27 protein-coding genes and 2 tRNA genes are annotated in these 26,441 nt (G+C 48.3%); all 29 read right to left on the reverse strand.

What is annotated here, in order from left to right; genetic code table 11:
- Positions 1-9: 9 nt before the first annotated feature.
- Positions 10-1,458: a tRNA lysidine(34) synthetase TilS gene (gene tilS, locus I8U23_RS12095; protein WP_198051083.1), complete on the reverse strand. Its 1,449-nt coding sequence runs from the start codon at positions 1,456-1,458 to the stop codon at positions 10-12.
- A gap of 119 nt (positions 1,459-1,577) precedes the next feature.
- Positions 1,578-4,043 carry a stage II sporulation protein E gene (gene spoIIE / locus I8U23_RS12100; RefSeq protein WP_049720807.1) on the reverse strand — a complete coding sequence of 822 codons (2,466 nt, stop codon included), beginning with the start codon at positions 4,041-4,043 and terminating at the stop codon, positions 1,578-1,580.
- Positions 4,044-4,337: 294 nt separating this feature from the next.
- Positions 4,338-4,826, reverse strand: coding sequence for a ribonuclease FAU-1 family protein (locus I8U23_RS12105; protein ID WP_037998011.1), 489 nt, complete (start codon positions 4,824-4,826; stop codon positions 4,338-4,340).
- 98 nt (positions 4,827-4,924) lie between these two features.
- Positions 4,925-5,001 (reverse strand) — tRNA-Met (locus I8U23_RS12110).
- 8 nt (positions 5,002-5,009) lie between these two features.
- Positions 5,010-5,086, reverse strand: a tRNA-Met gene (locus I8U23_RS12115).
- A 96-nt stretch (positions 5,087-5,182) separates the two neighbouring features.
- A complete protein-coding gene (locus I8U23_RS12120; RefSeq protein ID WP_037998008.1) occupies positions 5,183-6,427 on the reverse strand; it encodes an exo-beta-N-acetylmuramidase NamZ family protein in 1,245 nt (414 codons plus the stop codon).
- 68 nt (positions 6,428-6,495) lie between these two features.
- Complete coding sequence (locus tag I8U23_RS12125) at positions 6,496-6,882, reverse strand: FtsB family cell division protein (protein ID WP_037998005.1); 387 nt, start codon at positions 6,880-6,882, stop codon at positions 6,496-6,498.
- A 4-nt stretch (positions 6,883-6,886) separates the two neighbouring features.
- The gene (gene yabQ, locus I8U23_RS12130) at positions 6,887-7,462 is read right to left on the reverse strand and encodes a spore cortex biosynthesis protein YabQ (RefSeq protein ID WP_062843353.1); all 576 of its coding nucleotides are present in this window, start codon (positions 7,460-7,462) and stop codon (positions 6,887-6,889) included.
- Positions 7,459-7,746, reverse strand: coding sequence for a sporulation protein YabP (gene yabP, locus I8U23_RS12135; protein WP_037997999.1), 288 nt, complete (start codon positions 7,744-7,746; stop codon positions 7,459-7,461). Before yabP ends, yabQ begins: the two co-directional genes overlap by 4 nt.
- Positions 7,747-7,791: 45 nt before the next feature.
- A complete protein-coding gene (locus I8U23_RS12140; protein ID WP_276319280.1) occupies positions 7,792-8,091 on the reverse strand; it encodes an RNA-binding S4 domain-containing protein in 300 nt (99 codons plus the stop codon).
- A 50-nt stretch (positions 8,092-8,141) separates the two neighbouring features.
- Positions 8,142-9,608, reverse strand: coding sequence for a bifunctional methyltransferase/pyrophosphohydrolase YabN (yabN, locus tag I8U23_RS12145; protein ID WP_198051084.1), 1,467 nt, complete (start codon positions 9,606-9,608; stop codon positions 8,142-8,144).
- Positions 9,609-9,632: 24 nt separating this feature from the next.
- Positions 9,633-11,270 carry a putative polysaccharide biosynthesis protein gene (locus tag I8U23_RS12150; protein ID WP_198051085.1) on the reverse strand — a complete coding sequence of 546 codons (1,638 nt, stop codon included), beginning with the start codon at positions 11,268-11,270 and terminating at the stop codon, positions 9,633-9,635.
- A gap of 107 nt (positions 11,271-11,377) precedes the next feature.
- The gene (gene spoVT, locus I8U23_RS12155; protein WP_198051086.1) at positions 11,378-11,920 is read right to left on the reverse strand and encodes a stage V sporulation protein T; all 543 of its coding nucleotides are present in this window, start codon (positions 11,918-11,920) and stop codon (positions 11,378-11,380) included.
- 162 nt (positions 11,921-12,082) lie between these two features.
- Complete coding sequence (locus tag I8U23_RS12160; RefSeq protein WP_037997989.1) at positions 12,083-13,087, reverse strand: peptidylprolyl isomerase; 1,005 nt, start codon at positions 13,085-13,087, stop codon at positions 12,083-12,085.
- Positions 13,074-16,616, reverse strand: a complete 3,543-nt coding sequence (gene mfd / locus I8U23_RS12165) for a transcription-repair coupling factor (RefSeq protein ID WP_037997986.1) — start codon at positions 16,614-16,616, stop codon at positions 13,074-13,076. Before mfd ends, I8U23_RS12160 begins: the two co-directional genes overlap by 14 nt.
- A 115-nt stretch (positions 16,617-16,731) precedes the next feature.
- A complete protein-coding gene (locus I8U23_RS12170) occupies positions 16,732-16,962 on the reverse strand; it encodes an anti-sigma-F factor Fin family protein (RefSeq protein ID WP_037997983.1) in 231 nt (76 codons plus the stop codon).
- A 100-nt stretch (positions 16,963-17,062) separates the two neighbouring features.
- On the reverse strand, positions 17,063-17,629 hold the full coding sequence (pth, locus tag I8U23_RS12175; protein ID WP_037997980.1) for an aminoacyl-tRNA hydrolase: 567 nt from the start codon (positions 17,627-17,629) through the stop codon (positions 17,063-17,065).
- A gap of 97 nt (positions 17,630-17,726) precedes the next feature.
- Positions 17,727-18,329, reverse strand: a complete 603-nt coding sequence (locus I8U23_RS12180; RefSeq protein WP_198051087.1) for a 50S ribosomal protein L25/general stress protein Ctc — start codon at positions 18,327-18,329, stop codon at positions 17,727-17,729.
- A 118-nt stretch (positions 18,330-18,447) separates the two neighbouring features.
- Positions 18,448-19,395, reverse strand: coding sequence for a ribose-phosphate diphosphokinase (locus I8U23_RS12185; RefSeq protein WP_037997977.1), 948 nt, complete (start codon positions 19,393-19,395; stop codon positions 18,448-18,450).
- Between the two features lie 23 nt (positions 19,396-19,418).
- The gene (gene glmU / locus I8U23_RS12190) at positions 19,419-20,804 is read right to left on the reverse strand and encodes a bifunctional UDP-N-acetylglucosamine diphosphorylase/glucosamine-1-phosphate N-acetyltransferase GlmU (RefSeq protein ID WP_062843361.1); all 1,386 of its coding nucleotides are present in this window, start codon (positions 20,802-20,804) and stop codon (positions 19,419-19,421) included.
- Between the two features lie 175 nt (positions 20,805-20,979).
- Entirely contained in the window at positions 20,980-21,282 is a 303-nt protein-coding gene (gene spoVG, locus I8U23_RS12195) for a septation regulator SpoVG (RefSeq protein ID WP_037997974.1), read from the reverse strand.
- 110 nt (positions 21,283-21,392) lie between these two features.
- Positions 21,393-21,770, reverse strand: a complete 378-nt coding sequence (locus tag I8U23_RS12200; protein WP_304440547.1) for a RidA family protein — start codon at positions 21,768-21,770, stop codon at positions 21,393-21,395.
- A 5-nt stretch (positions 21,771-21,775) separates the two neighbouring features.
- Complete coding sequence (purR, locus tag I8U23_RS12205) at positions 21,776-22,606, reverse strand: pur operon repressor (protein ID WP_037997971.1); 831 nt, start codon at positions 22,604-22,606, stop codon at positions 21,776-21,778.
- A 41-nt stretch (positions 22,607-22,647) separates the two neighbouring features.
- Entirely contained in the window at positions 22,648-23,541 is an 894-nt protein-coding gene (ispE, locus tag I8U23_RS12210; protein WP_049720799.1) for a 4-(cytidine 5'-diphospho)-2-C-methyl-D-erythritol kinase, read from the reverse strand.
- 172 nt (positions 23,542-23,713) lie between these two features.
- Positions 23,714-23,896 (reverse strand): small, acid-soluble spore protein, alpha/beta type, encoded by a 183-nt coding sequence (locus I8U23_RS12215; protein ID WP_037997967.1) that lies wholly within the window; start codon positions 23,894-23,896, stop codon positions 23,714-23,716.
- Between the two features lie 137 nt (positions 23,897-24,033).
- Positions 24,034-24,315 carry a Veg family protein gene (locus I8U23_RS12220; RefSeq protein ID WP_037997964.1) on the reverse strand — a complete coding sequence of 94 codons (282 nt, stop codon included), beginning with the start codon at positions 24,313-24,315 and terminating at the stop codon, positions 24,034-24,036.
- Positions 24,316-24,437: 122 nt separating this feature from the next.
- A complete protein-coding gene (locus I8U23_RS12225) occupies positions 24,438-24,911 on the reverse strand; it encodes a ribonuclease H-like YkuK family protein (protein WP_037997960.1) in 474 nt (157 codons plus the stop codon).
- A gap of 49 nt (positions 24,912-24,960) precedes the next feature.
- Positions 24,961-25,839 (reverse strand): 16S rRNA (adenine(1518)-N(6)/adenine(1519)-N(6))-dimethyltransferase RsmA, encoded by an 879-nt coding sequence (gene rsmA / locus I8U23_RS12230; RefSeq protein ID WP_037997957.1) that lies wholly within the window; start codon positions 25,837-25,839, stop codon positions 24,961-24,963.
- Positions 25,836-26,396, reverse strand: a complete 561-nt coding sequence (gene rnmV / locus I8U23_RS12235; RefSeq protein ID WP_037997954.1) for a ribonuclease M5 — start codon at positions 26,394-26,396, stop codon at positions 25,836-25,838. The genes rsmA and rnmV overlap by 4 nt, the downstream gene beginning before the upstream one ends.
- Positions 26,397-26,441: the final 45 nt, after the last annotated feature.

A 26,441-nucleotide genomic window follows, 5' to 3' on the forward strand; every position in this document is an offset into this window, starting at 1 on the left:
GGGAACCTCCTATCTTTCTTCGGGTGCATCATTTTGATCCCACAATAAATATAGAAAACGTTTTGTTGATGCTGTCGCAGGAGCCAGGTCGGACCTCCTCACTCCCGGTATCCAGATGATTTCATCACCGGATCCAACCAATGGATAGCGCGAACGCATTTTTTTGGGGATTTTTGCTTCCATCATTAAACTTTTTACCTTTTTTCTTCCGCGCATACCTGAACAACGCATTTTGTCTCCCGGTTTCCGGGCCCGGACATAAAGCGGTCCTGAAAGAAGATCAAGGTCAAACACAGCATGGCTAAAAACGTTTTTCAATCTATGTATGGGGATGGGTTGATCTGACTCCAATATTTCCATTCTACCCAAAAACCCCGGTAATGAAGACACTCCATGACCGGGCAACCAGATCATTTCCGGCGTTTCCTGCCTGTCCCGGGCTTCATCCGGTGTTTGTGGCTTTTTTGTGAAAATCAACTTGGAATACTCTCTTTCTGCAACGATTCCTTGAAACATCCGGATCATTGCCGACGGATTGTTGTTTTCAGCCAATTTTCGAACCTGATCCACTTTATCAAGGGAAAGTTCCGTTAAATCTTGGTGGCAAAGATAACTTAATATTAGTTTAACCACTCTTCTTTGTAAAGCAACCGACAAGTGAAGAAAACTTGAAACATCAAGCGTGTAACAGTTTTCACCCCGTTCGGTGACCACTTCTTTCAATGCCTTTTTCACCCGGAAATCCCAGTCTCTTTCTTCTTCCCGGATCAGATCGCTCAACTTTGAAACCGCTCTGTCGGCATGCGGATACAGCCTTCTCACCACGGGAATCAGTTCATGACGGATCCGGTTTCGCGTATATTCCAGAGAGCGGTTGCTTGAATCTTCACGCGGGGACAGATTTTGTTCCCGGCAAAAAGAAATGATTTCCTCTTTCCTAAATCCCAATAAAGGCCGGATCAACACGTAACCGTCCCAAGACCGGGACCAATCCATCCCGGAGAGGCCGGAGATCCCTGTTCCCCGGAACAAACGCATCAACACCGTTTCCAATTGGTCATCGGCATGGTGCGCCAACGCCAGCCGGTCTGCTTTTATTTCCTCAGCCACCCGTTTGAATGCCCGGTAGCGTAATGTTCGCGATACGGCCTGTTTATTCCCACCGTGTTTCTTCCGTTCTCCGGCCACATCCACATGCATGACACGGACGGGGATGTTCCATTCCTTTGCGCGGCACACCACATATTTCTCATCTTCATCGCTTTCTTCCCCGCGCAAGTGATGATTCACATGAACGGCAAACACTTGATGCCCCAATGTCTTTTCCAACTGTTTTAAAGCAAACAGCAAGGCCGTGGAATCGGGACCGCCCGATACCCCGACCAATACGTTGTCACCGGGTCTGATCAATTTTCTCGTTGCAATCTCTTCTTCCAAGCGTTTCAAAAACCAGGACAATGTCATCTTCCCCTTAAATAAAAAGGCCCGGGAAGCCCCGGGTTTGTTTCATCCTTCCCTGTACTCATCATATATTTTTTCAGGAAGGGAAGCAATTTACAACATGGTTTTTGTCCGTTTTAATTCACGGGTTCCGGCCGGACGAGCTTTTTGACGCCGGGCAAACGGATCGTCGACCATTCGGGGGAATGCTTTTCCACCTTGGAAACGACAATCGTCATATCGTCCATGATCTGTCCCCCGTGATGCCGCACCACTTTTTCCAAAAGGCAATCCGCAAATCCCTGCGGATCTTTGGTGTCAATTTCCGAAATCATCCGCGCCATGAAAGCATCTTTGTTGACCGCATGATCCGGTGTGTCATAAACCCCGTCCGTCATCAAAATAATCAGGTCGCCCGGCTCCAGCTGCATTTCAATCGGTTCAAATTCAATGTGATTTAAAATGCCGATGGGGGGATTGGCTGCCGACAGCGCGATCACCTTTTTCCCCCGCTTGATAAAGCCCGGGGTGGAACCAATTTTCATAAACCGCCCTTCCGCGGTGTTCAAATCCACAATGGCCAGATCAATCGTCGCAAACATTTCGTCGGCCGACCGCAAACTCAAAATCGAATTGACCGTATCCACCGCCCGCTCTTCATTCATACCCGCCTGAAGCAAACGGCGCAACAACTTCAATGCCGCACTACTTTCGGCTTGTGCCCGTTGTCCGTTCCCCATTCCGTCCGATAAGGCCACGGCATACTTTCCTGTGCCCAAATTCATGTAACAATAGCTGTCTCCGGAAATCACTCCCCCGCCTTTGGCCGCACAAGAAGCTCCCGTTTTCAGTTCAAAACGCTGTGCCGATCCCAAAATGACAACCGCACCAGGCGATCCGTCTTTGACCACCTTCCGGTACACAGCCACCGGCTCTCCCAAAATCTCCGTCAACAAGGGAGCCACCAACTTTTTGCACTCTTCCAGCCCGTCCCGGTCAGCCATCGTAACTTCAATCTCCACTTTTCCTTCTTCCAGGTTAATGATATCCACCCGGTGAATGGACAAGCCCAACTCTTCCAGCGCCTCGTGAATCTGCTCTTCATGCGCGGACAGCACTTGTGTTTCATGCCGGATTTCCCTGGACAGCTTGGACATCACTTCCGCCATTCCGGTCAACTGGTCGGAAACCAACCGGCGCGATTCCTGCATTTTTTCCTTCCAATAGATGTTTTGCTCGTAGCGTGCATACTGACGCTGAATTTCGTTTACCACTTTGTCGGGACGGATGCAGTGACGTTCCCATGATTTTGGAACCGGCGCAGGATTTTGCGGCCCGTTCTCCTCGACACGAGCCATTAAATCCATCATCCCCTGATAAGTTTTCACCACTTTTTGATCCCAACAATGTTCAAACTTGCTGCACCCCATGCAAGCCTGATCCATGATCTCGGAAATAAAAAACCGGACCTGGTCTTCATCTTCTTTTTTGTGTTTGGTCACATCTTCACGGAAACTGAACGCCAACTCCTGAAACAATTCCGTGAATTTCTCCACTTTGCTCGCCGTCACATCCCTGAGCCGTTTGATGTGCTCCTGTTGCGCCGTATGATTTTCCAACGTGCCGGGAACATACCGGGACAATGCTTTCAACCAACGTTCCGGAGTCAGGAAAAACAAACAGACTGCCAATGCCGATTCTTGCATGGAAGGCCAGATGGCCTGGGAACCGCCGTCATATAAGGTCAGGATGGCCGAACCCAACAAAAAGCCGACCGATACGCCGATTTTTTTCCCTTCTTTGAACAAACCGGCCAGCAAACCGGCAAACGCCAGCAAACTGATCTGCAAAATGGATTTGGGTTCGGAGAGGCTTAAAATCATGCCTGTGACCACCCCCATGGAGGAACCCAACATTCCCCCACCCACCAAAGCCAGCACCAGAATTGCGTAACGGGAAATAATGTTGACGATCGATAACTGCCCAGCTTCCCACCCCATGGTTCCGGTCATCGCGGAACCCAGAAGAATCACCAAACAGACAATTTCCTCCTGACGCAGTGAAACGCGTCTTTTTTTCATGGTGAAAATCGGGAGGGATTGGACAAAGATAAACGTCAAGATGAAACTGAGCAGCACATCGATCCCGGCCAACAACAATTCATAAGAAGTCCCGTCTTTCCACCACCACTCAGCCAGGCGGGCCACGGCCCCCGTGATCCCCACCATAAAAGGAGCAAAACTGAGCTCTCCTTTTCCCAAGGCCGCAAAAATTTTCTGGATAAAAAGGAAAAGAATTAAACTGCCGGTCATCTTGGCCACCTCTGCCCCGCCCAGGGTGGCCGCACCGAGAATCAGTGACAACATCACCACCGGCCATTGCTTTTTGGCCAAATGATACACCACGGCCAGATAAGCAACAGCAAACGGGGAGATCATCCCCAAGATCGTGGCCCTTCCCAAGAGCACTCCCATCACAACAACCGGAACATTCCACATGTTCGCCAAACGATGCATGATCCGTCTTCGCTTACTGCTTTCCCAACCGAACCAACTTCCCACCGGTCGAATCAATAAATTCCGAAAATGAGTTCCCACTTGCATCCCTTGTCACCTCGCGTTCAGTTTGTGCCACTCATTATAGCGGGGAGGCAAGCGGAAAGTTTGTTGCAATTTCTGAAAAGAAAAATTTTTTTGGCGACATTTTTCTAACCGGCCGCGATCCCGTATGATTTGCCATCGGGACAAAGAAGGAACGGCAAGGGATTCAGCCAAATGAGCCCCCGGCTTCCTTTGGGAGCTCACTCGGATCCCGTCTTCCTTTGTCGTTTTCTCTCAAGACAAACATGGGAGCGACAAAACTTCCTATTTCTTTTTCCGGTTTGTCGAAAATCGGATTCACCGGCGCCGGGAAGGGGAATCCGTCAACGGATACATCTTGGCCTCGCGAATAAACGAGGGAATCAGCTTGCGATCGGCATGCAAACGGATCATCTGATCCAGCGTCCGCAACGCATGCACTTGCTGTCTGCGTTTGATCTGCCTGCGTTCAATGGAATCGGCAAATTCATCAATATCGATTACATGATAATGATCATCCCGGTCAATGATCAGATCCAACAAAAGATCCACCATCACATAACGCATGCGGCCCACCTGGTGCATTTGCATCACATCGCAATAATAGTAAAGGAATTCTCCGGAGCGGCCGAACACCTTTGAAATTGTGTATCCTTTGCGCACAAAATAATACGTCAAAAAGATCCGTTTTCCGTCCGGATTGGCATACTGCGTGGAGAACAAATGACGCCCCCGCCAATCCCGGACTTTTTCCGTATAGGTTTTATTTATGGTCGTAAACTTTATTTTCTTAATCACGACATTCACACAATCACTCCCATGCACTCGCAACTTGCTGATCCTTAAAAATCACATAAAAAAAAGGCGACATTCACCCAATTGGGGAAGCTCGCCTTCTCCTACTTTGGTAGCGGCGGAGGGCCTCGAACCCCCGACCTTACGGGTATGAACCGTACGCTCTAGCCAGCTGAGCTACGCCGCCATATATTTTGGTTGCGGGGACAGGATTTGAACCTGCGACCTTCGGGTTATGAGCCCGACGAGCTACCTGACTGCTCCACCCCGCGTCAATTCATCATTTATCACCGCGAACAATCTCAATTATACATAGCCTGTGTTTCGGTGTCAACATCCAATTTCATTTAAAATTGAATTCAGATTTTTCATGATGAATAGAGAAGGTATTTTTTCCGTATCCCCTTAAAGTGATTGATTTCTTTTTTCCATTGTCGGGTGATTTCCCGGGCTGACTTCCCCTGATCCAATTGACGGCGTATTTGGTCCGTTCCAGCCAGCAGATCTATCCAGTATTTTTCCCCTGATCGGACCCAGGCAAACTGTTCCGGATACAATTTTTTCGTTTTCTCCAAAATCGTGATCCCCGTTAAAACCGGATCAAATTGGTCAACGTCCGTAACATGGATTTGGACACCGCCCACCTCTTCCCCTTGGAATTTTGAAAAAGTGGGAATAAAATATGCCTCCCGAAAAACAACCCCCGGCAGACGGGCCCGGTTCAACGCCTGAGACAATTCCCAACCGTTGACATAGGGGGCCCCGACCAGTTCAAAAGGACGGGTCGTCCCTCTTCCTTCCGACAAGTTGGTTCCTTCCACCAACCCCGTCCCCGGATAGACAAGGGCGGTCAACGGGGAGGGCATGTTCGGAGAAGGCATCACCCATGGCAATCCGGTATCTTCATACCTCTGATCCCGTGTCCATCCCTCCATATTCACCACGTGCAATTCCGCTTTCGGCGATTGCTGATCATTGATCAAAAGAGCCAATTCCCCCATCGTCATTCCGTGTACGAGCGGAATGGGAAACCGTCCCACGGAAGAGCGGAATGCCGGGTTTAAAAGCGGCCCCTCCACCCGTGTTCCGCCAAGCGGATTGGGCCGGTCCAAAACATACAAAGGCTTCTTTAACATCCCCGCGGCCTTCATCGCATCCGCCATCGTGTAAAGATAAGTATAAAACCGGGTGCCGGTCTCCTGCATGTCAAAGACGAGGACATCCACCTCTTGAAAGAGGGAAGCCATTTCTTCCGGCTTTTTTCCATACAGGTTTTCGAAAGGGATTCCCGTTTTGGGATCCACCACCGTCTCCGGTTCCTCTCCGGCTTGTTCAGCCCCGCGGACCCCGTGCTCCGGACCGAAAACTTTCGTCACTTGAATCCCGCGGGCCAGCATCGCATCCAGCGCATGCTGATAATCCGGGGTGATACTGGTCGGATTGGCGATCAAGCCCACCCGTTTCCCTTGAAAATCCTCCGGATTCCTCAACACTTTTTCCAAGCCGGTGATCACCTTTTTTTCCCTGTTTTCCTGCACGTTAAGACGGAAACAACCGGATCCGGCCAAAACCAACAACATAATGCAAAAAAGCCCGATCCACTTTCTCCCCATCGCTATCCCTCTTCCTGACACAGATAGAAAAATCCTCTTGTTCCCCGACAGAACAAGAGGGATCTGCTTCACTCTTTGTTTTCAATGGAGTAAATTTGTTCACCCGGTTTTCCGTAACCCATTTTATGAGCCAATTCCATCATATAATCTTCCGATTTTAACTTTTGAACTTCCTGCTTTAACGTTTTCTGTTGTTCATAAGCCTGAGACAACTGCCTTTGTTTGTCGGCCAGTTCTTTTTCCTGATCCCAGATGCGCACCTGCTGGATGACGCTTTGCGCCGCCGCCCAAACAATAAAGACAACCATGCAACCAAGCCAGATCAGCCGGCGCCTTTTGACGGCGGGATGCAAAGGGCGTACGGATTGGGATTTGGATGCGGATTCCGGTTTTTTCACGGGTTTTGCGGACCGCTGGATGAAAAGCACATTATCTCTGCCGTGTTGATAAGCCATCTTTTCATTCACCCTTATCCCGGTTTTTATTCCACCATGCTTTGATCTTTCGGACTTGGGCCTTTCCTTTTTGAATCCTTCGGGAGAGCCAGGGTTCCAACCTGGCTTGAACAGGGCGAAGCAGGAAGAAAAACGGGGACAAAATCAGCTTGATGCATGCAGTGGTTCCTTTCCAGATCAGACCCGCCAACCGCCGGCATCCCCTGAACAAGATCCGGGCGGGACTGAATATCAACAGGTGAAACAGCCGTGCGAGAAAGAAAAAAATCCGTTCCAAGATATGAAACAACATCCGGATTCCGCGAAGTACCGAGCGGCTTGCCCACTTAAAATAAATCAAAAAACCCAGGCACACCGCAACAAAGAAATAAAAGCGAAGCTCTCCCCAATTGCTCCAAAACAATAAACCAAACACCAAAACGGCCGAAACCATCCAATAAATGAGGTCAATGAGGGAAATCAACCACTTGCGAATCCGGAAACGGACTGTCAACACCCGGTAAAAATCAAGAATGATCCCGATAAAAAAACCGGATCCGAGCATGAGAAGCATGGTAAACCATTGCGTTTGCAGCGTCACTTGAAGATCCGGCCCCAGACGCTTTTAACTTTTTCCTGCGCCGGCACAGGCATGTCCAAATAGCTCATGTCTGAAATTTGCCCTTCAATGGAAACCCTGCCCTGATCCAAATCCAGTGTTTTGATATGCAACCCTTGCCCTCTGATCCCCAGATAACCGTAATCGGTCTGAAGCAAAAACTCCTCGCTGTCAAAACTCTCCACCCGGGTTACACCGCTGACATCCAGCGTGTTGCGGTTGGTCATCACGATCTCATGCGGAATCTGGTTAAAGGTTTCTTCCATATCACGTTCCCCCCTCTTGGTACATGATATGGACAAAATCTCCGTTTAGAACTGTTCTTGGGGATCTTTTTGTCCGCTGAGGCTCTCTTCGCGGATCAGGCTGAACATGCTCCCGGCATCTTCTTTGCGGACGGAATCCTGTAACTTCTCCACACAGACCGTCACCAATTTTTGCCCGAAACGAATCTGGATTTCATCTCCCACGTGAAGAACCGTTCCTGCTTTGGCCGTTTTTCCGTTGACTTGAACCCGCCCTTCGTCACACACTTCCTTGGCCAATGTCCGTCTTTTCACCAAACGCGACACTTTCAAGAACTTGTCCAATCGCATGATGTCACCTTCAATCTTTTAACGTTTTCTTGAACAAAGGAAAAAATCCTGCCTCGGCTCATAAATCATTCGCCTTTTTCCAGACGCTTGGCTTCATCCCACCAGGCATCCAATTCTTCTAAAGAGAAGTCCTCCCAACTTTTTTGGGACATCCTGACTTGACTTTCAATGTAGCGAAAACGGCGCTCAAATTTATAACAAGATCCGTGGAGAGCCAGTTCCGGTTGCACTTTGAGAAAGCGGGCGAAATTAACCAAAGCAAACAACACATCCCCCAGTTCTTCTTCCTTTTCTTCCTGGGTTTCGGCTTCCGACATTTCTTTTAATTCCTCTTGCACCTTTTTTAAAACTTCCTCTGCATCATTCCAGTCAAATCCCGCTTTGGCCGCTTTTTTCTGCAGTTCGTAAGCTTTCATCAAAGCCGGGAAATGTTTGGGCACACCCTCCAGCAACGAGGAAGATTCCTCTTGTTTTTTCTCTTTTTGCTTCAACTGGTCCCAAGTCTGCTTCACATCTTCCGCCGTCTCGGCCTTTAAGTTGCCAAACACATGGGGATGGCGGCGGATCATTTTCGCATTCAAGTGGCGGATCACATCATGAATGTCAAACGTCCCTTCTTCGCTGGCGATTTGAGAGTGCAACATCACTTGAAGCAAAACATCCCCCAATTCCTCGGCCATTGCGGCGGAATCCTTTTCTTCCACCGCTTCCAAAAATTCATAAGCTTCCTCCAGCAGGTACGGGCGCAAACTGTCATGGGTTTGTTTGCGGTCCCAAGGACAGCCTTCCGGGCTTCTCAAATGGCGGATCACTGCTTTTAAATACTCAAAGCGCGGGTATAAATCTTCCTCTTTCACAAGAGGTGGGAGATAAACGGAGGTCAAGTCGCTGAAAAGCTCCTTGCGATCCAATTCATACAAGGGAACTTCGGTGATCTTTTCCAATCCGTCGATCCCGCAAGCAGTGACAATTTTAACCGGGTGATCATCGGGATAAATTTCCATCAACGTCAATTTGACTTCAGAAGCGACAAACCGGCTGTATACCTGGGCAATCAAAAGGTGGTTTTCCGGATTCACCTTCCCTGAATCAAAATCCGTCCCGTTGAGCAATTGAAACCCTTCAATGGGATCCACCTGCAAACGGGCAAAAAACGTTTCCAGGAAACTCACACTTCCTCCCCGGATATCGATTTCCACCCCTTGCCCCTCCCCTTGATCAAGGAGCAACCGGACCGTCCGTTCCGCAACCATCGGGTGCCCCGGAACCGCATAAATCACCGTGGAATTCTTTTTGGCCGCCTGAAGCAACCGCCCGGCAATTTGATCATAAACCGTATCAAAATCATGATTTGACTCATAAACATCATCAAAAGTGGCAAAAGAAATCCCTTGTTGACTCAGCCACCCGGCAACCGGGATTTGCCGGGTCCGCAAAAAAACCGGGTTTTCTCCTTTTAATAACCGGAGCACTCCCAAAGACAACGATTCCTCATCGCCTGCACCCAAACCGACAACCACAATTTTTGCCATTTTTCTCCTCCTCTTGCGGATTCCTTAATTCCGTTCTTTCTTCAGCCATCCCCATTTATCCAGGAGCGGGACCAACTTTTTCCGCAACTTCGGAACTTTCTCCAGATCCCGCCGTGTCCAGACCCCGAAGCGGAAAACGGCCCACGGGTAAACCATCACGCCGACAAGCACCGACAATAAGGAAGCAGCCATCATCGCCACTCTGAATTCCAGGAAAGGAACCGCGATTTGCTGAACCACAACTGATGTCACGTAAACTGCAATCCCCATCCAGACTGCTGCCCATGCGGCAAACAGCTCTTGCCTGGGGATCCACGATTTCCAACCGAAATGCTGTTTCATTTTCACCAGTTGCAAAATGGCCGTGCACAAAAAGGCAAGCACCGTTGAAAGGGAAGCCCCCCGGATATCCCAAAGGGGAATCAGCAACACATTGAACCCGACTTTCAAAATCATCCCCAATGCCAAATAAACAGCGGGCAAATATACTTTTCCCAATCCCTGCAAAACTCCTGCCGATACAATCCACAAAGATGAGAGGACTCCGGACCATGCCAAAACAGCCATGGCATCCGATCCCGCCGCGTCTTCATACAACATCACGTTGACAGGTTCGGCGATGACCATCAGACCGACCGCAGCCGGAAGCCCCAAGCCCCAAGTCAACCGCAAAGCGAGGACAGCTTGCTCTTCAACTTCCTTCACCCTCTGTTTGCTGACCAGATCCGAAATGGCCGGAACGATGGAGAGCGCGATCGCCGTGGCAAAAAACGAAGCAAATTGAACCAAAGGTTGCCCCCGGTCAAAAACGCCTTTTAAGCGAATGGCTTCTTCAGTTTCCCATCCCCGATCCACCAGCAAATTGGCCACCGTGAAAGAATCCGCCAAAGAAAACAAAGGGAGAATGAGCGAACCGATACAAATCGGCAATGACAAACGAAACAGGTTTTTCATCACTTCAGCCGGCGGCTCGATGCCGGAAGCAACTGCAAAGCCTGCCTCTTTTTTGGGAAACGGCTGGGCTTTATGCCAGTAATAGACCAACACAATCAGCGCTCCGACGGCTCCGGTGATGGATCCAAACACAGCTCCCGCACCGGCATAAACCACGCTCATCCCCGAATCCATAAAATACCAGGAAAGAACAAGAATGGTCACAACCCGGATCAACTGTTCAACCATTTGTGAATTTGCAGTCGGAACCATATTTTGCTGTCCTTGAAAACAGCCGCGCATCACCGCCAGAAACGGCACAGCCAAAAGAGCAAAGGAAACGGTTTGAATCGGCAAAGTAAGCAAGCTACGGTTTCCCATCCATTCCGCGATTTGGCCGGCCCCAAAAAACAGGAGCAAAAAGGAAACCGCCCCCAGCAAGGACAAAGCTGTCAAAGAAACACGGAAAATTTGCGCGACTCCCGCCATTTGCCCGCGGGACCACTTTTCCGAGACCAACTTTGAAATCGCGGCCGGAAACCCGGCGGTGGCCAGGATCAACAAAACACTGTACAAGGGATATACTTGCTGATAAACATACATCCCTTCATCGCCGGTAATATTTTGATAAGGAATTTTGTAAACAGCCCCTAATATCTTCGAAAACAAAGCAGCCCCTCCCAAAATGGCCGCACCACGGAAGAAGGACTGCCGGCTTTGCTCCATCATCTTCCATTTGCTCTCCTCTCCACGCTGCAATTGCTTTTCATTATACAAAAGTGCGGGAGGTTACAAAAGAAAAAAGCAGGTACATTCACCTGCCCGACAAAGAATTGTTAATGTTCCATTTGTTTGGCCAGAAAAGTGGCAGCCGTGCTGGCCAGTTTTTCTTCCAATTCCCCCAACTTCCCTCCTTCTTTCTTGCTGAGCACGATGACTGCACCGATCGGATCGCCTCCCGCATTAATGGGAACAATGAGATAGGACTGATATTTTTCAGGCATTCCTTTGAATATCTCGGCAGTTCCGGGGTTTGTTTCCAGATGAGTTCTTCTTTGATCCATGCATGATTCCACGATTTCACCAATGTTTTTCTCCAAGTATTCTTTTTTGGACACCCCTGCAACGGCAATTACATGATCCCTGTCACAAATGAGTGTGGGGTAATGCATATTTTCATATAATGCTTCGGAAAATTCCTGTGCAAAGTCACCCAACTCGCCGATGGGTGAATACTTTTTTAAAATCACTTCACCTTCTCGGTCCACAAAAATCTCCAAAGGGTCTCCTTCTCGAATACGCAGTGTTCGTCGAATTTCTTTCGGGATGACAACACGCCCCAAATCGTCAATCCGGCGAACGATGCCTGTTGCTTTCATAGAATAATTTCCTCTCTTTCTTTATATATTTTTTATAATTTCTGGTTTAATTTGTTTTATCAGCCATAGTATTTATTTTCTTCCAGCAGATTATACAGACCTCCGGACATAAAAAAAGAGCCCTAGTGCGGCATAACATGCCACGGGCTCTTTTCCGGCAGTTCAGGATCCTTTTTGGTCATTGGAAAGAAGGGACTTAAAGCCTAATTCCTCTTTGACCAGTTGATCATACACTTCTTGCCGTTTTTGCATTTTCACTTGTTCGTCCGCTTCGTCCACCGGCTTTTTCCCCCGGTCCAACACTTTTACGATATGAAAACCGTAATCGGTTTTAATCGGGTCGCTGATTTGGTTGAGGGGCAACTCCCGGCATGCTTTGGCAAATTCAGGGACAAACTGGTCCGGTGTGCCTTCATAAACTCCGTTTGAGTCTTTGGATCCGGGATCATCCGAATACTCCTTCACCAACTTTGCGAAATCGCCGCCGTCATCCAATTTTTTCTTGACTTCCTCCGCGCGTTTTTTCGCTTGTTCTTCCGTTCGTTTCGGCTGATCTTGCTGCGAACCGTCATTGATGGAAACCAACACGTGCTGTACTTTTACATAGTCATAAGTTTGCCCTTTTAATTGTTCGTCATAGTATTTGTTGACCCGGTGATACTCCACAAAAAACTGCCGTAATTGCGTCTTGTCAAACCCTTTTCCTTTGATCGCCTCATCCAGGGTTTGAGGATTGTTTTGGCCTTGTTCCTGCCCTGCTTGCTGTTTCAGGCCTTCTTCGATTTGTTTGATCGTTTCATCCGCTTGTTTGGCGAACGATGCATCATCTTTGATTTTGGTCAACATATACTGGCGGGCCGCATACTCTTTCGCCAATTCCGTTTTTAATTCCTGATTGTCCTTGATCGATGACATCATAAACGACAATTGGGGATCCAAATACGCAATGATGTTGATGTAGCGGTTCAAATCCCCTTCAACCACTTTGCCTCCCTTGTATTCGGCAACCACCTTTTTGCTGGTGGTGTCAAGGGGCTGGAATTCCATCGCCCCGGCCGTCTGCTCTTCTTCTTTGTTGTCTTTTCCCATCGCACATCCGGCAATGGTCGCGGAAAGAATCAGCACGAAGGCCAACGTCCCGGCGATCCACTTTTTACTCAGTCGCATGTTGAACGGCTCCTTTCGGTTTGGGAACATCTTTATATTTTATCAGAAACTGTTCGATCATTTCTAATGCCTGTTTATGGGGCATCCCTTTGGTTTTGAAGATGATCCCGATCTTCTCTCCCGTTGAGAAACGAATTTTTCCCGGGAAATCCTGAGCAATTTCAAACAATTTCGGGCCGTCGATTTGGTCATTTTGTTCCGGCCGCAACCGGAGAATGATATCCCCGTCTTTCTGCTCAACTGATTCCATGCCGTACAGAATGGCATAAGCTTTGATTTTGGAAATTTTTAACAGCATTTGCACAGGATCCGGCAAATCCCCGAAACGATCCTCAATCTCTTCTTCCAAGTCGGTCACTTCATCCAATGTGGTGACGGCACGGATCTTTTTATACAATTCAATTTTCTGTTTCTCATCACCAATGTATCCGGAAGGCAAATAGGCGTCCACATTTAATTCGATGACTGGCTCGGTTTCTTCCTTTGTGGATTTTTCTCCTTTCAGTTCCTCAATCGCTTCCTTCAGCATCTGGCTGTAAAGCTCAAATCCCACGGTTGCAATATGGCCGTGCTGTTCGGCTCCCAAGATGTTCCCGGCTCCCCGGATGGATAAATCGCGCATCGCAATTTTAAATCCGGATCCCAGCTCGGTAAATTCTTTGATGGCCTGCAGGCGCTTCTCCGCGGTTTCGGACAACACTTTATCCCGTTGGTACGTAAAGTAAGCATAAGCAATGCGATTGGAACGCCCCACCCGGCCGCGCAACTGGTAAAGCTGGGACAATCCCATCTTGTCGGCGTCATAAATGATCAATGTATTCACATTGGGAATATCCACACCGGTTTCAATGATGGTGGTACTGACCAAAACGTCGTATTCCCCGTCCAGGAAGTCCAGCATCACTTTTTCCAGTTCGGATTCCTGCATCTGGCCATGGGCCACCGCCACCCGTGCTTCCGGAATCAAAAGCCGGATTTGGTCGGCCATCTGTTCGATGTTGTGCACTTGATTATATAGGAAATAAACTTGTCCGCCACGCGCCAGTTCCCGTTCCACCGCTTCCCGGACCAACGCCCCGGAGTATTCCAACACGTATGTCTGCACCGGGAACCGGTTTTCAGGAGGCGTTTCAATAACAGACAGATCGCGCACACCCATCATGGCCATGTGCAGGGTGCGGGGAATCGGTGTCGCCGATAACGTCAACACATCAATATTGTGCTTCAGCTGTTTGATTTTCTCCTTGTGTTTCACGCCAAAGCGTTGTTCCTCGTCGATGATGAGAAGCCCCAAGTCTTTGAATTGGACATCTTTGGATAAAAGACGGTGCGTGCCGATGACGATATCCACCGTTCCTTTTTTCAGCCCTTCCATCGTTTCTTTCTGTTCTTTCCGGGTGCGGAACCGGCTCAACACATGAATTTGTACCGGGAAGTCAGAAAAACGCTCACGAAAAGTCTCATAATGCTGTTGAGCCAAAATGGTGGTCGGAACCAACACAGCCACCTGCTTGCCGTCCATCGTCGCTTTAAACGCCGCGCGGATGGCCACTTCCGTTTTTCCGTATCCCACATCCCCGCACAACAAGCGGTCCATCGGCTGGCTTCGTTCCATATCCTTTTTGATCTCTTCCACTGAACGCAATTGATCCGGCGTTTCCTCATAAGGGAACATCGCTTCAAACTCTCTCTGGTAAGGCGTATCTTTCGAAAAAGCAAAGCCTTTGGCCTGTTGCCGCTTGGCGTATAATTCGATCAAATCCTGGGCGATATCCTGCACCGAAGACCGGACTTTATTTTTCACCTTGCTCCATTCGCTGCCGCCCAGACTGTAAACCTTCGGCGTTTTTTCCTCGCTGCCGACATACTTTTGCACTTGGTCGATTTGCTCCACCGGCACGTAGAGCTTGTCGTTTCCGGCATACTGGATGTGCAGATAATCCTTGTGCATGCCGCCGACTTCCAGCGTTTCAATGCCGATGTATTTCCCGATTCCGTGATTGACGTGAACCACATAATCCCCGGGTTTCAATTCTTGGTAATCTTTGATTTTTTCGGCATGGTCCATCTTGGCATGGCGCCGGGTCCGCCGTTGCTTTTGCGTGAACACTTCGCTTTCGGTGATCACTGCGAGCCGGACCGGGTTCATCTCAAAGCCGTTTTGCAGATTGCCCAGGCAAATGACGGGTTTTCCCGGCAAAGGAACCTGGTCGGACAAATCTTTGGCCGCATTCATTCCGTAATCATTCAACACCCGTTCCAGACGGTCCATCCGCTCTTCACTGCTGGCCAAAAACACCACACGGTAATTGGATTTTTCCCAACGTTCCCATTCCGCCTTCAAAACATGCATTTGCCCGTGAAATTGCTGCATGCTGCGGCACACCATCTGGATCACATTTTGCGGCTTGATTGCCGGAATCTTTCGCATGAACAAGGAAAGATAAATCCGTTGGTGGTCCTTGTTTTCAACCACTTCATCAAAAGAAAAAGATATTTTCAACCCTGGCAAAAGCTCTCCTTGTTGCAACAAGACGGTCTGCCATTCCCCTTCTTCCCTTTCCATCTGCCGGGCACTTTCAATGATCCGGTTCGGTTCATCCAAGATGACCAACGTGTCCGAAGGCATGTAATCCACAAGGCTTTGGCACTCCGGGTAAATTTGCGAAATATACTTGTACATGCCGGTAAAGTATGTGCCGTTTTTCAATTGTTCAATATCATAACCAATCGATTGATTTAATTTTTCCCTCAGTTCAGTCTCTTTGGTGACGCTTAACCGTTCCCCCAACCGTTTTTCCACTTTTTCGCCCGCTTGATACAACTCATCTGCCGATGCGAACAATTCTTTTGCCGGAGGAATGGTCAATTCCTCCCATTTGTCAAAAGAACGCTGATCCGACACGGAGAAAGGACGGATGGAATCCACTTCGTCGTCAAACCACTCCACACGGACGGGATTTTCAAAGTGAACGGGATAAATGTCCACAATGCCGCCACGCACACTGTATTCACCGGGTTTTTCCACCATTTCAACCCGCTGGTACCCCACATTCACCAGCTGCGTGAGCAATGAATCAATTTCCTGAACCTGCCCCACCTTCAACGTGGTATAGTTTTTCGCAAACACTTTTTTCGGCAAAAACAATTTGCGCAAGCCGGAAAACGGGACCACAAGCACCCCGTTGAATCCATGAATCAAACGGGTTAACACACCGATTTTTTCTCCCAGTGTCTCCTGGCCGGCCACGGCAATTTCGGTGGTGACCAGTTCATTGGCCGGGTACAGCAAAACCTCGTCCTTTGACAAGATTTCCTGCAGGTCTTCGGTCGCTTTTTGCGCCTGATTTAAATTATGGCAAACCAACAGGACGGGCCGTTTCACTTCCTGGAACAGCGCAGCGACATATAACATGCGGGCGGTGCCTGACAATCCGGCAACCAACTGCTCTTTCAACCCGGTTTTGATTCCTGTTACCGTTGACTGAAAATCTTTGTCCTGCTTAAATATATGCGTTAACGGTATCAACAGTTGTTCCTCCCCTTTTTTCCATCAGTCTACAGGTCAAATAGAAAAGAAGCCTTAGCTATCAACAGCCAAGGCCGTTTTTTCATTATAATCAGAAAAATATCCACCATTATTCCTAATGAAAGAGTGAAGGATACAAAACCCGTTCCGGATCTTTTTCCAATACCTGCTGACATGACTCACAAGTCACTTTCACCACTTGGTTTCCTTCAATATCACTGGTTATTATATCTTCCCGTTCTTCCGGGGTCAACTGATCAAACCCCAACTGGGATTCGGTTACCCTTGAAGAATCGATTCTTCCGATCGATTTTTGACAATGTCGGCAAATATAATGTATGGCCATGAAAATGCCTCCTGCCTGTTTATGTTAGTCATAGTATCGTCTTTCAAACAAAAAATATTCAACTTCGCTTTGGTTTCCATGGCCATACCAAATGCAACATTTATTTCCGCACATTAAACTGGTTCATCGCTTGCAAAAAGTCTGACTTCACCCATTCATTCACCGCTTCTTTGGCACGGTCAACGGCATCCAGCACCGTTTCCAGTTCTTCTTGGCGAAATGGGGACAAAACATAATCCGGAACCGAAAGATTTCCCGACGGCCGGTCAATGCCGATCTTGATCCGCTTAAATTGATCCGTTCCCAAATGGCGGATAATGGATTTCATCCCGTTGTGGCCGCCTGAACTTCCTTTTAACCGCAAGCGGATTTGCCCGCACGGCAAATCGAGATCGTCGTAGATGACGCACAAATCCTCCAAATCCAGTTTCAACCAGTCCAATGCCGGCTTCACCGACTCCCCGGACAAATTCATATAGGTCATCGGTTTCAATAAAATAACTTTCTCCCCGTGCACAAAGCCTTCGCCCACTTCGCCTTTCCACTTTTCTTTCCCCACGGGAATTCCCCATTGTTCACTCAGTTGATCAATCACCCAAAAACCGACGTTATGGCGTGTCCGCGCATACTGTCGCCCCGGGTTACCCAAACCGACTATTAGCTTCATCCTGTACCTCCAACTTTCCCTGAACTCATCTCAATCCTTTTTATTTTATCATGGAATCATGAAAAAGGCGCAACCGGTAAGGATTGCGCCTTTTTCTTCATTCTGTTTCTTCCTCATCTGTATCTGTATCAACGGCTTTTTCTTCGTTGTCAATGTCTTCACATTTGGCAGGAGGCACGACCGTAGCCACTGTTGTTTCCGGTTCGAAATGAAGCAGTTCCACTCTGTCCGGCACCTTGATATCCTTTAACAACAGGGAATCCCCCACCTGCAGATGGGACACATCCGCTTCAATGGATTCCGGAATGTCGGACGGCAACGCCTTCACTTCGACCAAGCGGAGATGCTGTTCCAAAATCCCCCCGCTTTTCACACCGGCCGCTTCCCCCGTCAGGTGAACAGGCACCTCGACATGCAAAGGTTCATTCATTTCCACTTTGAGAAAGTCAATGTGCAAAATGGAAGATTTGATCGGGTCTCTCTGGATGTCTCGAACCATTACTCGATGCGTCTTGCCTGCTACGTTTAAATCCACAAAACCATTCGACTGAACTTGTTTTTGTGCTTCACTGTAATCAACCGCAAGCTTTACCGGATCCAATCCCTTGCCATATAAAATCGCCGGAATTTGGCCTTGTTTTCTCAAGGCATTTAAAGATCCGGTTTTTTCTCTTTTCACTGCTGTAATGGCATTCGACATTTCCATATCCCCCTTCTATAAGAGGGAATATAACCTTTTTCACCGCGATCTAAACCTGATTTTGGAAAATCACATTTTGAAAGCCGTTACAAAAAGAAACTTTGTGCCGGATCCCGCCTCAGTCGAACAACTTGCTGACCGATTGCTCATTGTGAACCCGCCGGATGGCTTCACCGATCAACTCCGCCACCGAAAGAACGGTGACCTTGTCCAGTTGTTTTTCCTTCGAAAGAGGGATGGTGTCGGTCACCACCATCTCGGTGATGTTGGAGTCGCGAATCCGTTCAATGGCCGGTCCCGAGAAAACAGGGTGGGTACAACATGTGTATACTTCTTTGGCTCCGTATTCAAGCAAGGCATTGGCAGCCAGGGTAATGGTTCCTGCCGTGTCAATGATATCATCAATGATGATCGCCGTTTTTCCTTTGACATCACCGACAATGTTCATCACTTCCGCCACATTGGGCTCCGGACGTCTTTTGTCGATGATCGCTATCGGAGATTCCAACCGTTCGGCGAGACGACGGGCACGAATCACTCCGCCGTGGTCGGGGGAGACGACCACCACATCCCCCAGATCTTTTTTGATAAAATAATCAGCCAAAATCGGGACACCCATCAGGTGATCCACAGGGATGTCAAAGAAACCTTGGATTTGTGTCGCATGCAAGTCCATCGTAATGACCCGGTCCGCACCGGCTGTCTCAATCAGATTGGCAACCAGCTTGGCGGTGATGGGATCCCGTGCCCGGGTTTTCCGGTCCTGCCTTGCATATCCGTAATAGGGAATCACCACATTGATGGTGCCGGCCGAAGCACGGCGCAAGGCATCCACAAAAACCAACAGTTCCATCAAGTTCTGGTTCACCGGATTGCATGTGGATTGAATCACATACACATCCGAACCGCGCACGCTTTCATCCAGCTTTACATGAATCTCTCCATCGCTGAATTTACCCACATGCGCTTTTCCGAGAGGAATATTCAAATGATCGCAAATGGCATGGGCAAGTTTCGGGTTGGAATTGCACGTAAAAACTTGTAGACGAGGGCTTACCGTAGACATAGAAATTTGTTCCTCCAATTTTATCATTTCTCCACACGCTTTGATTTAATTTTATCCGCATAGCCGGACTTGTTTGTCTGACGCTCCCGCGCAATGGCCAAAGCTTTTTCAGGCACATCGTCGGTAATGGTGGAACCGGCCGCCACATAAGCGCCTTGTTCAACCGTAACGGGTGCCACCAGATTCACATTGCATCCGATAAACGCATCATCCTCAATGACGGTTTGATGCTTGTTCACACCATCGTAATTCACGGTGATCACACCGCAACCGATATTCACTTTCTTGCCGACTTCGGCATCCCCGACATAAGCCAGATGGGAAATCTTGGTCCCTTCACCGATTTTGGCTTTCTTCAGATCAATGAAACAACCGACTTTGGTCCGGTTTCCGAGTTCCGTTTTCGGCCGCACCAAGACATAAGGACCGACTTTGGCCTCTTCCCCGACCCTGCTGTCTTCCAGGACGGCATAACGGATGTTTGTTCCATCGGCAACCTCCACATCGGTCAGATCTGCTTGCGGGCCAATATGGCAGTCTTCCCCAATCACGGTTTTCCCTCTTAAAAATGATCCCGGTTCGATCACCGTATCGGCGCCGATTTTCACATCGGCTTCAATATAGGTGTTTGCCGGATCGACAATGGTGACACCATTTCGCATGTGTTCTTTAAGCAAACGCTGCTGCATCCATCGATTGGCTTCCGCAAGCTGGATCCGGTCGTTGACTCCCATTGCTTCCTCTTGGTCCCCGATCTCTTGTGCACCGATGGTTTCCCCTTGATCGCGCAAAATGGATAATACATCGGGAAGATAGTATTCACCTTGGGCATTATCGTTATTGACCAGCGACAAAACGGAAAAAAGCTTTTGATTATCAAAACAATAAGTGCCAGTATTCACTTCACGGATTTGCCGTTCGGCATCCGTGGCATCTTTATGTTCGACGATGCGATCCACCTGCCCGTCCTCGCGCCGAACCACCCGTCCGTAACCGGAAGGATCATCCATGATGGCTGTCAAAACCGTGGCAGCCGCTTTGGTTTCCTGATGTTTCTCAATCAATTTTTGGAAGGTTTCCGCTGTGAAGAGAGGATGGTCCCCGTTTAATACCAGCGTGATCCCTTCTTCATTTTCCAACAAGGACCGGGCTTGCATCACCGCATGAGCGGTTCCGAGTTGTTCCTCTTGTTCCACAAAGTCAACTTGACCGCTCAAGTGCTCTTTCAACGCCTCTTTTTGATGCCCCACCACCAAAATAGTTTTTTCAATCGCCAGCCGGTTCAATTGACCGATAATGTGATCAATCATAGGTTTTCCACAAACCGGATGCAATACTTTATGTTTTTTGGATTTCATACGGGTTCCTTTTCCCGCGGCCAAAATGACTGCATACACATGTTGTTGCATAACCCAAGTTCCCCCGTTTCTCAAAACTTCCTCCCTGAATATATCCCAATTGGTATGGGATTGCAACCAAGCCCCTTTGAACATCGTATAAAAACAATGCCCATCACCATTATAATCAAAAACCTTTGCCGACAACGAAAAAATCACCCATTCCCGAAACGGAATGGGTGATTTTTTATACATCCACTTGCAACGCTTTATTCGGATCGGCTTGAGACTCCATCTCTCCTGCACGGTGGTACTCGGCCAGCACCGCGGATTCAATCTTCTCACGGCTCATCGGAGAAATGGGATGGGCAATATCGCGAAACTCCCCGTCAGGAGTACGTTTGCTCGGCATTGCCACAAACATACCGTTATTTCCCTCAATCACACGAATGTCATGGACCACAAATTCACTGTCAAACGTGATGGATGCGATGGCGCGCATTCTTCCCTCACGGTTGACCCTGCGAAGTCGAATATCGGTAATTTCCACTAGATCCCACCACCTATTTTACAATGATGACTCAATTTGCTTATTTTTACTATTCTAGACAGCGGGATTAAATCCTTCCACGAATGGATAAATTGACCAAATTTTCTTTTTTATCTATTTTTCTTTGCAATCACTTCTATTTCAATCAACACTTCTTTCGGCAAGCGGGACACTTCCACACACGAACGTGCCGGTTGGTGTTCTTTGAAGTACCCGCCGTAAATTTCGTTTACGGTTTGAAACTGGTTCATATCCCGGAGAAAGATCGTGGTTTTCACCACATGCTCCAAACCGCTTCCGGCAGCTTCAAGAACTGATTTTAAATTTTCCAGCACTTGCCGGGTTTGTTCCTCGATTCCTCCCGCGACGAGTTTCCCGTCCGGGGTGAGCGGAATTTGCCCAGACGTAAAGATCCAATCCCCGGTTTCCACCGCTTGCGAATAAGGACCGATTGCTTGAGGCGCTTTGTCTGTTTGCACTTTTTTCAACATGATCATCGCTCCTTCCTGTCATCAAAAACATTTCCAACTTCCACTTGAACTTTCCTCTTTTTCACATCAATTTCCGTCACTTTGGCCAGTGACACATATTCATCCACCAACCGGTTCTCAGCAGGCTGTTCCAACATCACTCCGACTCCGACCACTTCTGCTTTAAATTCATTCAACAAATCCATCAGTCCCCGGACCGTGCCCCCGGCTTTCATAAAGTCGTCAATAATGAGGACACGGGCTCCTTCAGACAAGCTCCGCTTGGATACGGATAACTGGCGCAACCGTCTGCTGGAACCCGAGACGGTGTGTACGGTCACGACGGAACCTTCGGTGACGCGGTAATCGTACCGGGCGATGGTGACCGGAACCCCCAACAAAGCCGCCGTGGCATAAGCAATGGGGATTCCTTTGGTCTCGACGGTTAACACGGCATCGATGTTTTGTTCCTGAAACACCGTGGCAAAAATCCGCCCGATCTGATTCAGGAAAAAGGGGTCGCCCAACAGATCAGACAGATACAAAAAGCCGCCCGGCAAAATGCGTTCGGGACTGGATAATTTTTCGCACAACTCTTGCACGACCTTCCGGGCATGTTCCACGCCAAAACCCGGAATATAACGGACACCGCCGGCCGCACCGGCCACTGTTTCCAATTTGCCGTTTCCTTCCGAGCGCAACACCTCATCAATAATATCCAAATCTTCACTGATAGAGGATTTTGCCGCTTTATACTTCTCCGCAAAAACGGTCAGAGGAATCAATCGATATGGATTGAACAGCAATTGGCGGATCATATCGGTTAATCGTGCACTCCGTTTCCACTTTTCCATTCACTACCTCCGAAAAATCGAATGATATTGACCGAAATATATCACTTCGTTCGCTTTTCTTCAAGCAGCGGAACCTGTTTTTTTCCCAACATTCTCACGGCAAACACTTGCTGGCAAAAGCCTTTTAAACTGTTTACAATCCGTTTGGCCCTTTGTTCCTGCTTCACCAGCCCGAATACGGTGGGGCCGCTTCCGGACATCAACACCCCGTCCGCTCCAAAGAGCTGCATTTTTTCTTTTATTTTTTTCACAGTGGGATGCATGTGATGAGTCACCGGCTCCAATACGTTTTCCAGGTTTCGGACAACAGATTCATAATCTTGCCGTTTGAGTGCCTCGATCATCTTTTCCGTTTGCGGATGATGATCGATTTGGTCCACTTTCAGGTTTTGAAAAACATCCGCCGTGGATACACCGTGTCCCGGTTTGGCCAAAACAACCCAACAGGGCGGCGGTGCCGGAAGCGGTGTCAACTTTTCCCCTCTTCCTTTTGCCAGTGCGGTGGTGGAATAAACGCAAAACGGAACATCGGAACCAATCCCGGCCCCGATCTCAGCCAGTTCCTCCAAACTCCATCCCAAATTCCATAATTGATTCAATCCTCTCAAGACCGCCGCAGCATCGCTGCTTCCTCCCGCCAGGCCGGCAGCAACAGGAATCTGTTTATCGATGTAAATATGTACACCTTGAGAAATCCCCGCTTTTTCCCTCAACAATACCGCCGCACGGTAAGCGAGGTTCCTCTCATCCCTCGGGACAAATCCGGAACTCGAATCCAGGGTGATTTTTGAGTCCGGTCTCAAAGAAAGATCCACCCTGTCATACAAATCCACGGTCGTCATGACCATCTCCAACTCATGATAACCATCCGGACGTTTATATAGCGCATCCAATGTCAAATTAATTTTAGCTGGTGCTTTGACTGATATAAACAAGATTGATTCCCTCCAATTTTCACACGGTCGCCATCCGCAAATTCCGGCACATGATTTTACTATTTTATCACGTTATGAGTCCGGACTAGTAGGTGGGAACAAATATTTTCCCGCAAAAAAAAGAGGCTCTCGGGATGCGAGAAGCCTCTTTAAAAAAGGAATGTCCCCGGTTTCACCTTGAACCTTGCTGTTTTAAATACTCTTCCGCAAGCTGAACCGCTCTTTTCACCATATTACCGGCATCACGGGTGGTGATTCCACCCCATCCTTCGCGTTTGACCACATCATAAAAGCCAAGATCTTTTGCCAGTTCATACTTAAAGCTTTCAGACATGATTCCGCGCCGACGAGCCAAGCGATCTCCTCCTTTGGTTCAGGGCAAATGGTTCAAGGGCAAAACACAGGGCTTTCTTATTATGCACCAAGCACCCGCAAGTATGTAATCGCTTACAAAGGTATGAAAAAAAAGAACACATTGGGATGTGTTCATAGTTATTGCGCAGATCTTACATATTTCACAGGTATTTGTTCATTTTCCCCGCTGTAAACCGTCAATTCAACGGATTCCGTCAGTATATCTGCATAGCTGTATGAAACACGGCTGAAAGCGTGATCCTCATCCAGCTTGACAACGAACACAGAAGGATATGTCTCTTCTAAAATGCCAGTTCGCTCAATGGTCTTACGGCGTCCGCTATTGGCTTTAAGGCGAATTTTTTGCCCGATAAAACCATCCAGAGTGCATTTGATTTCAGATAAAGCGTTTTTGCCCATTTTACGACCACCTCACTTATAGTCGATTATACTACAAGCGAAGTGAAAAGTCAAATTTTGTATTATAGCAAGGGGACAACATTTTTGTCAATAATATTTTCGCATATTTATTCCTTTTTTTCTCATTTGGTAAACCGGTCGGCCACCGCACTGGCGGCGTAAGATTCCGGTTTGATTTTCGCTGTATATCCAACGGATGTCACCCATCCGACCACTTCTTGAATCAGCTTCCTCGTTTCCCCTTGTTGTCCGACATCGAGATGGATTTCCATCGGGATATCCACAAAGAATCCAAAGAAGCCGTTTTTCTTCAACGTTTCAACGGCTTTCAAACTGTATTCCGTTTCCCGGTAGATCCGGTAACGCAAGTCACGAATGGCGGCATGGCGATATTTCGTGTAAAAGAAAATCGCCCCTTTGCCAATCCGCTGCACGATGAGCGCCGTGACAAAGATCGTTTCATTCTCCCGGGTTTGCGAATCGGTTCCGATCACCACTTTATATTGGGCATCCGGATCCTCTTGCAGATATCCCCGGATATCCATAATCATTTCATTCAGGCTTCTTCTACCTTTTCTCGGATGATAAAATTTCACGGAACAACCTCCATCGACTCAGGATATGGTTGATCCGAGACTCCGTTGGTTAAAACGATATCTTTTTCCGATCAAGCACTTCAGCCAAGACTGCAAATTCTTCCAAATCCAATGTTTCGGCGCGTCGTTTCGGATCAATTCCCGCTTCAGACATCCATTTTTCCAGTTCTTCTTTTGAAACGGAAGACAACAGATGAGAATGAAGCGAATTCAACAAGGTTTTCCGACGCTGATTAAATGCGGCCCGGACCATTTTGAAAAAGGCTTGTTCATCCGGAACCCGCACCTTCGGCTCTTTTCTAAGCGTCAAACAAACCACCTTGGAATCAACCTGCGGCCGCGGAACAAACACATGGCTCGGAACCCGCCCCACTTCTTCGACTTCCGCATAATACTGCACAAGAACCGACAAAGAACTGTAATCTTTGGTTCCCGGTGCCGCTTTCAGCCGGTCCGCCACCTCTTTTTGGATCATGATGACAATATTTGTAAGCGGCAGCCGTTCTTCGAGCAAGCGGACCAAAATCGGTGAAGTGACATAATAAGGCAGGTTGGCCACCACATGAAGGGAGCCGGTATCCCGGAAATGTTCTGCAACCACTGTTTTCAAATCCACTGTCAGTGCATCTGCATTTATTATTTCCACATTGTCATCATTTTGAAACAAATCTTCCAAAATCGGGATTAACCGTTGGTCGATCTCGATGGCCACCACTTTTCCCGCCGCCTGTGCCAAACGCTCCGTCAAAGCCCCGATTCCCGGTCCGATTTCAATGACCCCGGATTTTTTGGTCAGCGAAGCCGCATGGATAATCTTGTCCAATACATGGGAATCGGTTAAAAAATTTTGTCCCAGGCTCTTTTTCAGTTGGATTTGGTGTTCACTGAGCAATTTTTTCGTTCTTGCTGAAATCGGCTTTTCTTTCATTGTGTGCTTCCTTTCTCCTTCAGATAATCCAGCGCTTCTGCAATTTCTTCCCTGGTGATGCGCAAAACATGCAACCGCCGGTAAAATTGTTTGGCATTGGCGTAACCGATGCCAAGCCGTTCAGCCACCTGCTCCCGCAGTTTCCGGGAACCGGCATCACCGGCAAATCCCAAGTCCATATATTCTTCCCATGTCAGCGGAGGCTGCACCGTATCCTCTTTTTGGGCCGTACGGACTTTGGCCAAAGCTTCGATGATATCCTCCGCCTTGGCATGTTCAATTCCGATTTTGCGGTTTCCTTTCGCTTTTTTGGGGGATAAAAAAGCATGTTTGGCCCCGGGCACTTCCCTGGCAATTTTCTTGCGGATCTGTTCGCCGGCATAATCCGGGTCGGTAAAGATAATGACTCCCCGTTTCTGTTGGGCCCGTTTGATTTCAGCCAGCACATACGGCTCCAATGCCGAACCCTGTGTCTCAATCGTATCGGCTTCGACCGCTTTTTGGATCGCGATCGTATCATTTTTTCCTTCGACAACAATCACTTCATACACTTTCACACGTTCTCTTCCTCTCGCTCCACATTTTCCGAAAAAAGGCCAATG

Origin of the sequence: Thermoactinomyces sp. CICC 10735, assembly GCF_016055175.1 — a bacterium.
Lineage (GTDB): Bacteria > Bacillota > Bacilli > Thermoactinomycetales > Thermoactinomycetaceae > Thermoactinomyces > Thermoactinomyces vulgaris.

Coding starts and splice junctions, on each gene's coding strand:
- purR (WP_037997971.1), bottom strand. CDS start 22,606: ATGGAAAAGTGGAAACGGAGTGCACGATTAACCGATATGATCCGCCAA.
- glmU (WP_062843361.1), bottom strand. CDS start 20,804: ATGCAACAACATGTGTATGCAGTCATTTTGGCCGCGGGAAAAGGAACC.
- I8U23_RS12180 (WP_198051087.1), bottom strand. CDS start 18,329: ATGTCGAATGCCATTACAGCAGTGAAAAGAGAAAAAACCGGATCTTTA.
- yabP (WP_037997999.1), bottom strand. CDS start 7,746: ATGGAAGAAACCTTTAACCAGATTCCGCATGAGATCGTGATGACCAAC.
- I8U23_RS12185 (WP_037997977.1), bottom strand. CDS start 19,395: ATGTCTACGGTAAGCCCTCGTCTACAAGTTTTTACGTGCAATTCCAAC.
- I8U23_RS12150 (WP_198051085.1), bottom strand. CDS start 11,270: ATGATGGAGCAAAGCCGGCAGTCCTTCTTCCGTGGTGCGGCCATTTTG.
- spoVT (WP_198051086.1), bottom strand. CDS start 11,920: ATGAAAGCAACAGGCATCGTTCGCCGGATTGACGATTTGGGGCGTGTT.
- I8U23_RS12220 (WP_037997964.1), bottom strand. CDS start 24,315: ATGGGCAAAAACGCTTTATCTGAAATCAAATGCACTCTGGATGGTTTT.
- spoIIE (WP_049720807.1), bottom strand. CDS start 4,043: ATGCAAGTGGGAACTCATTTTCGGAATTTATTGATTCGACCGGTGGGA.
- I8U23_RS12160 (WP_037997989.1), bottom strand. CDS start 13,087: ATGCGACTGAGTAAAAAGTGGATCGCCGGGACGTTGGCCTTCGTGCTG.
- yabN (WP_198051084.1), bottom strand. CDS start 9,608: ATGGCAAAAATTGTGGTTGTCGGTTTGGGTGCAGGCGATGAGGAATCG.
- I8U23_RS12170 (WP_037997983.1), bottom strand. CDS start 16,962: ATGGCCATACATTATATTTGCCGACATTGTCAAAAATCGATCGGAAGA.
- pth (WP_037997980.1), bottom strand. CDS start 17,629: ATGAAGCTAATAGTCGGTTTGGGTAACCCGGGGCGACAGTATGCGCGG.
- rsmA (WP_037997957.1), bottom strand. CDS start 25,839: ATGAAAGAAAAGCCGATTTCAGCAAGAACGAAAAAATTGCTCAGTGAA.
- I8U23_RS12120 (WP_037998008.1), bottom strand. CDS start 6,427: ATGGGGAGAAAGTGGATCGGGCTTTTTTGCATTATGTTGTTGGTTTTG.
- I8U23_RS12125 (WP_037998005.1), bottom strand. CDS start 6,882: ATGGCTTATCAACACGGCAGAGATAATGTGCTTTTCATCCAGCGGTCC.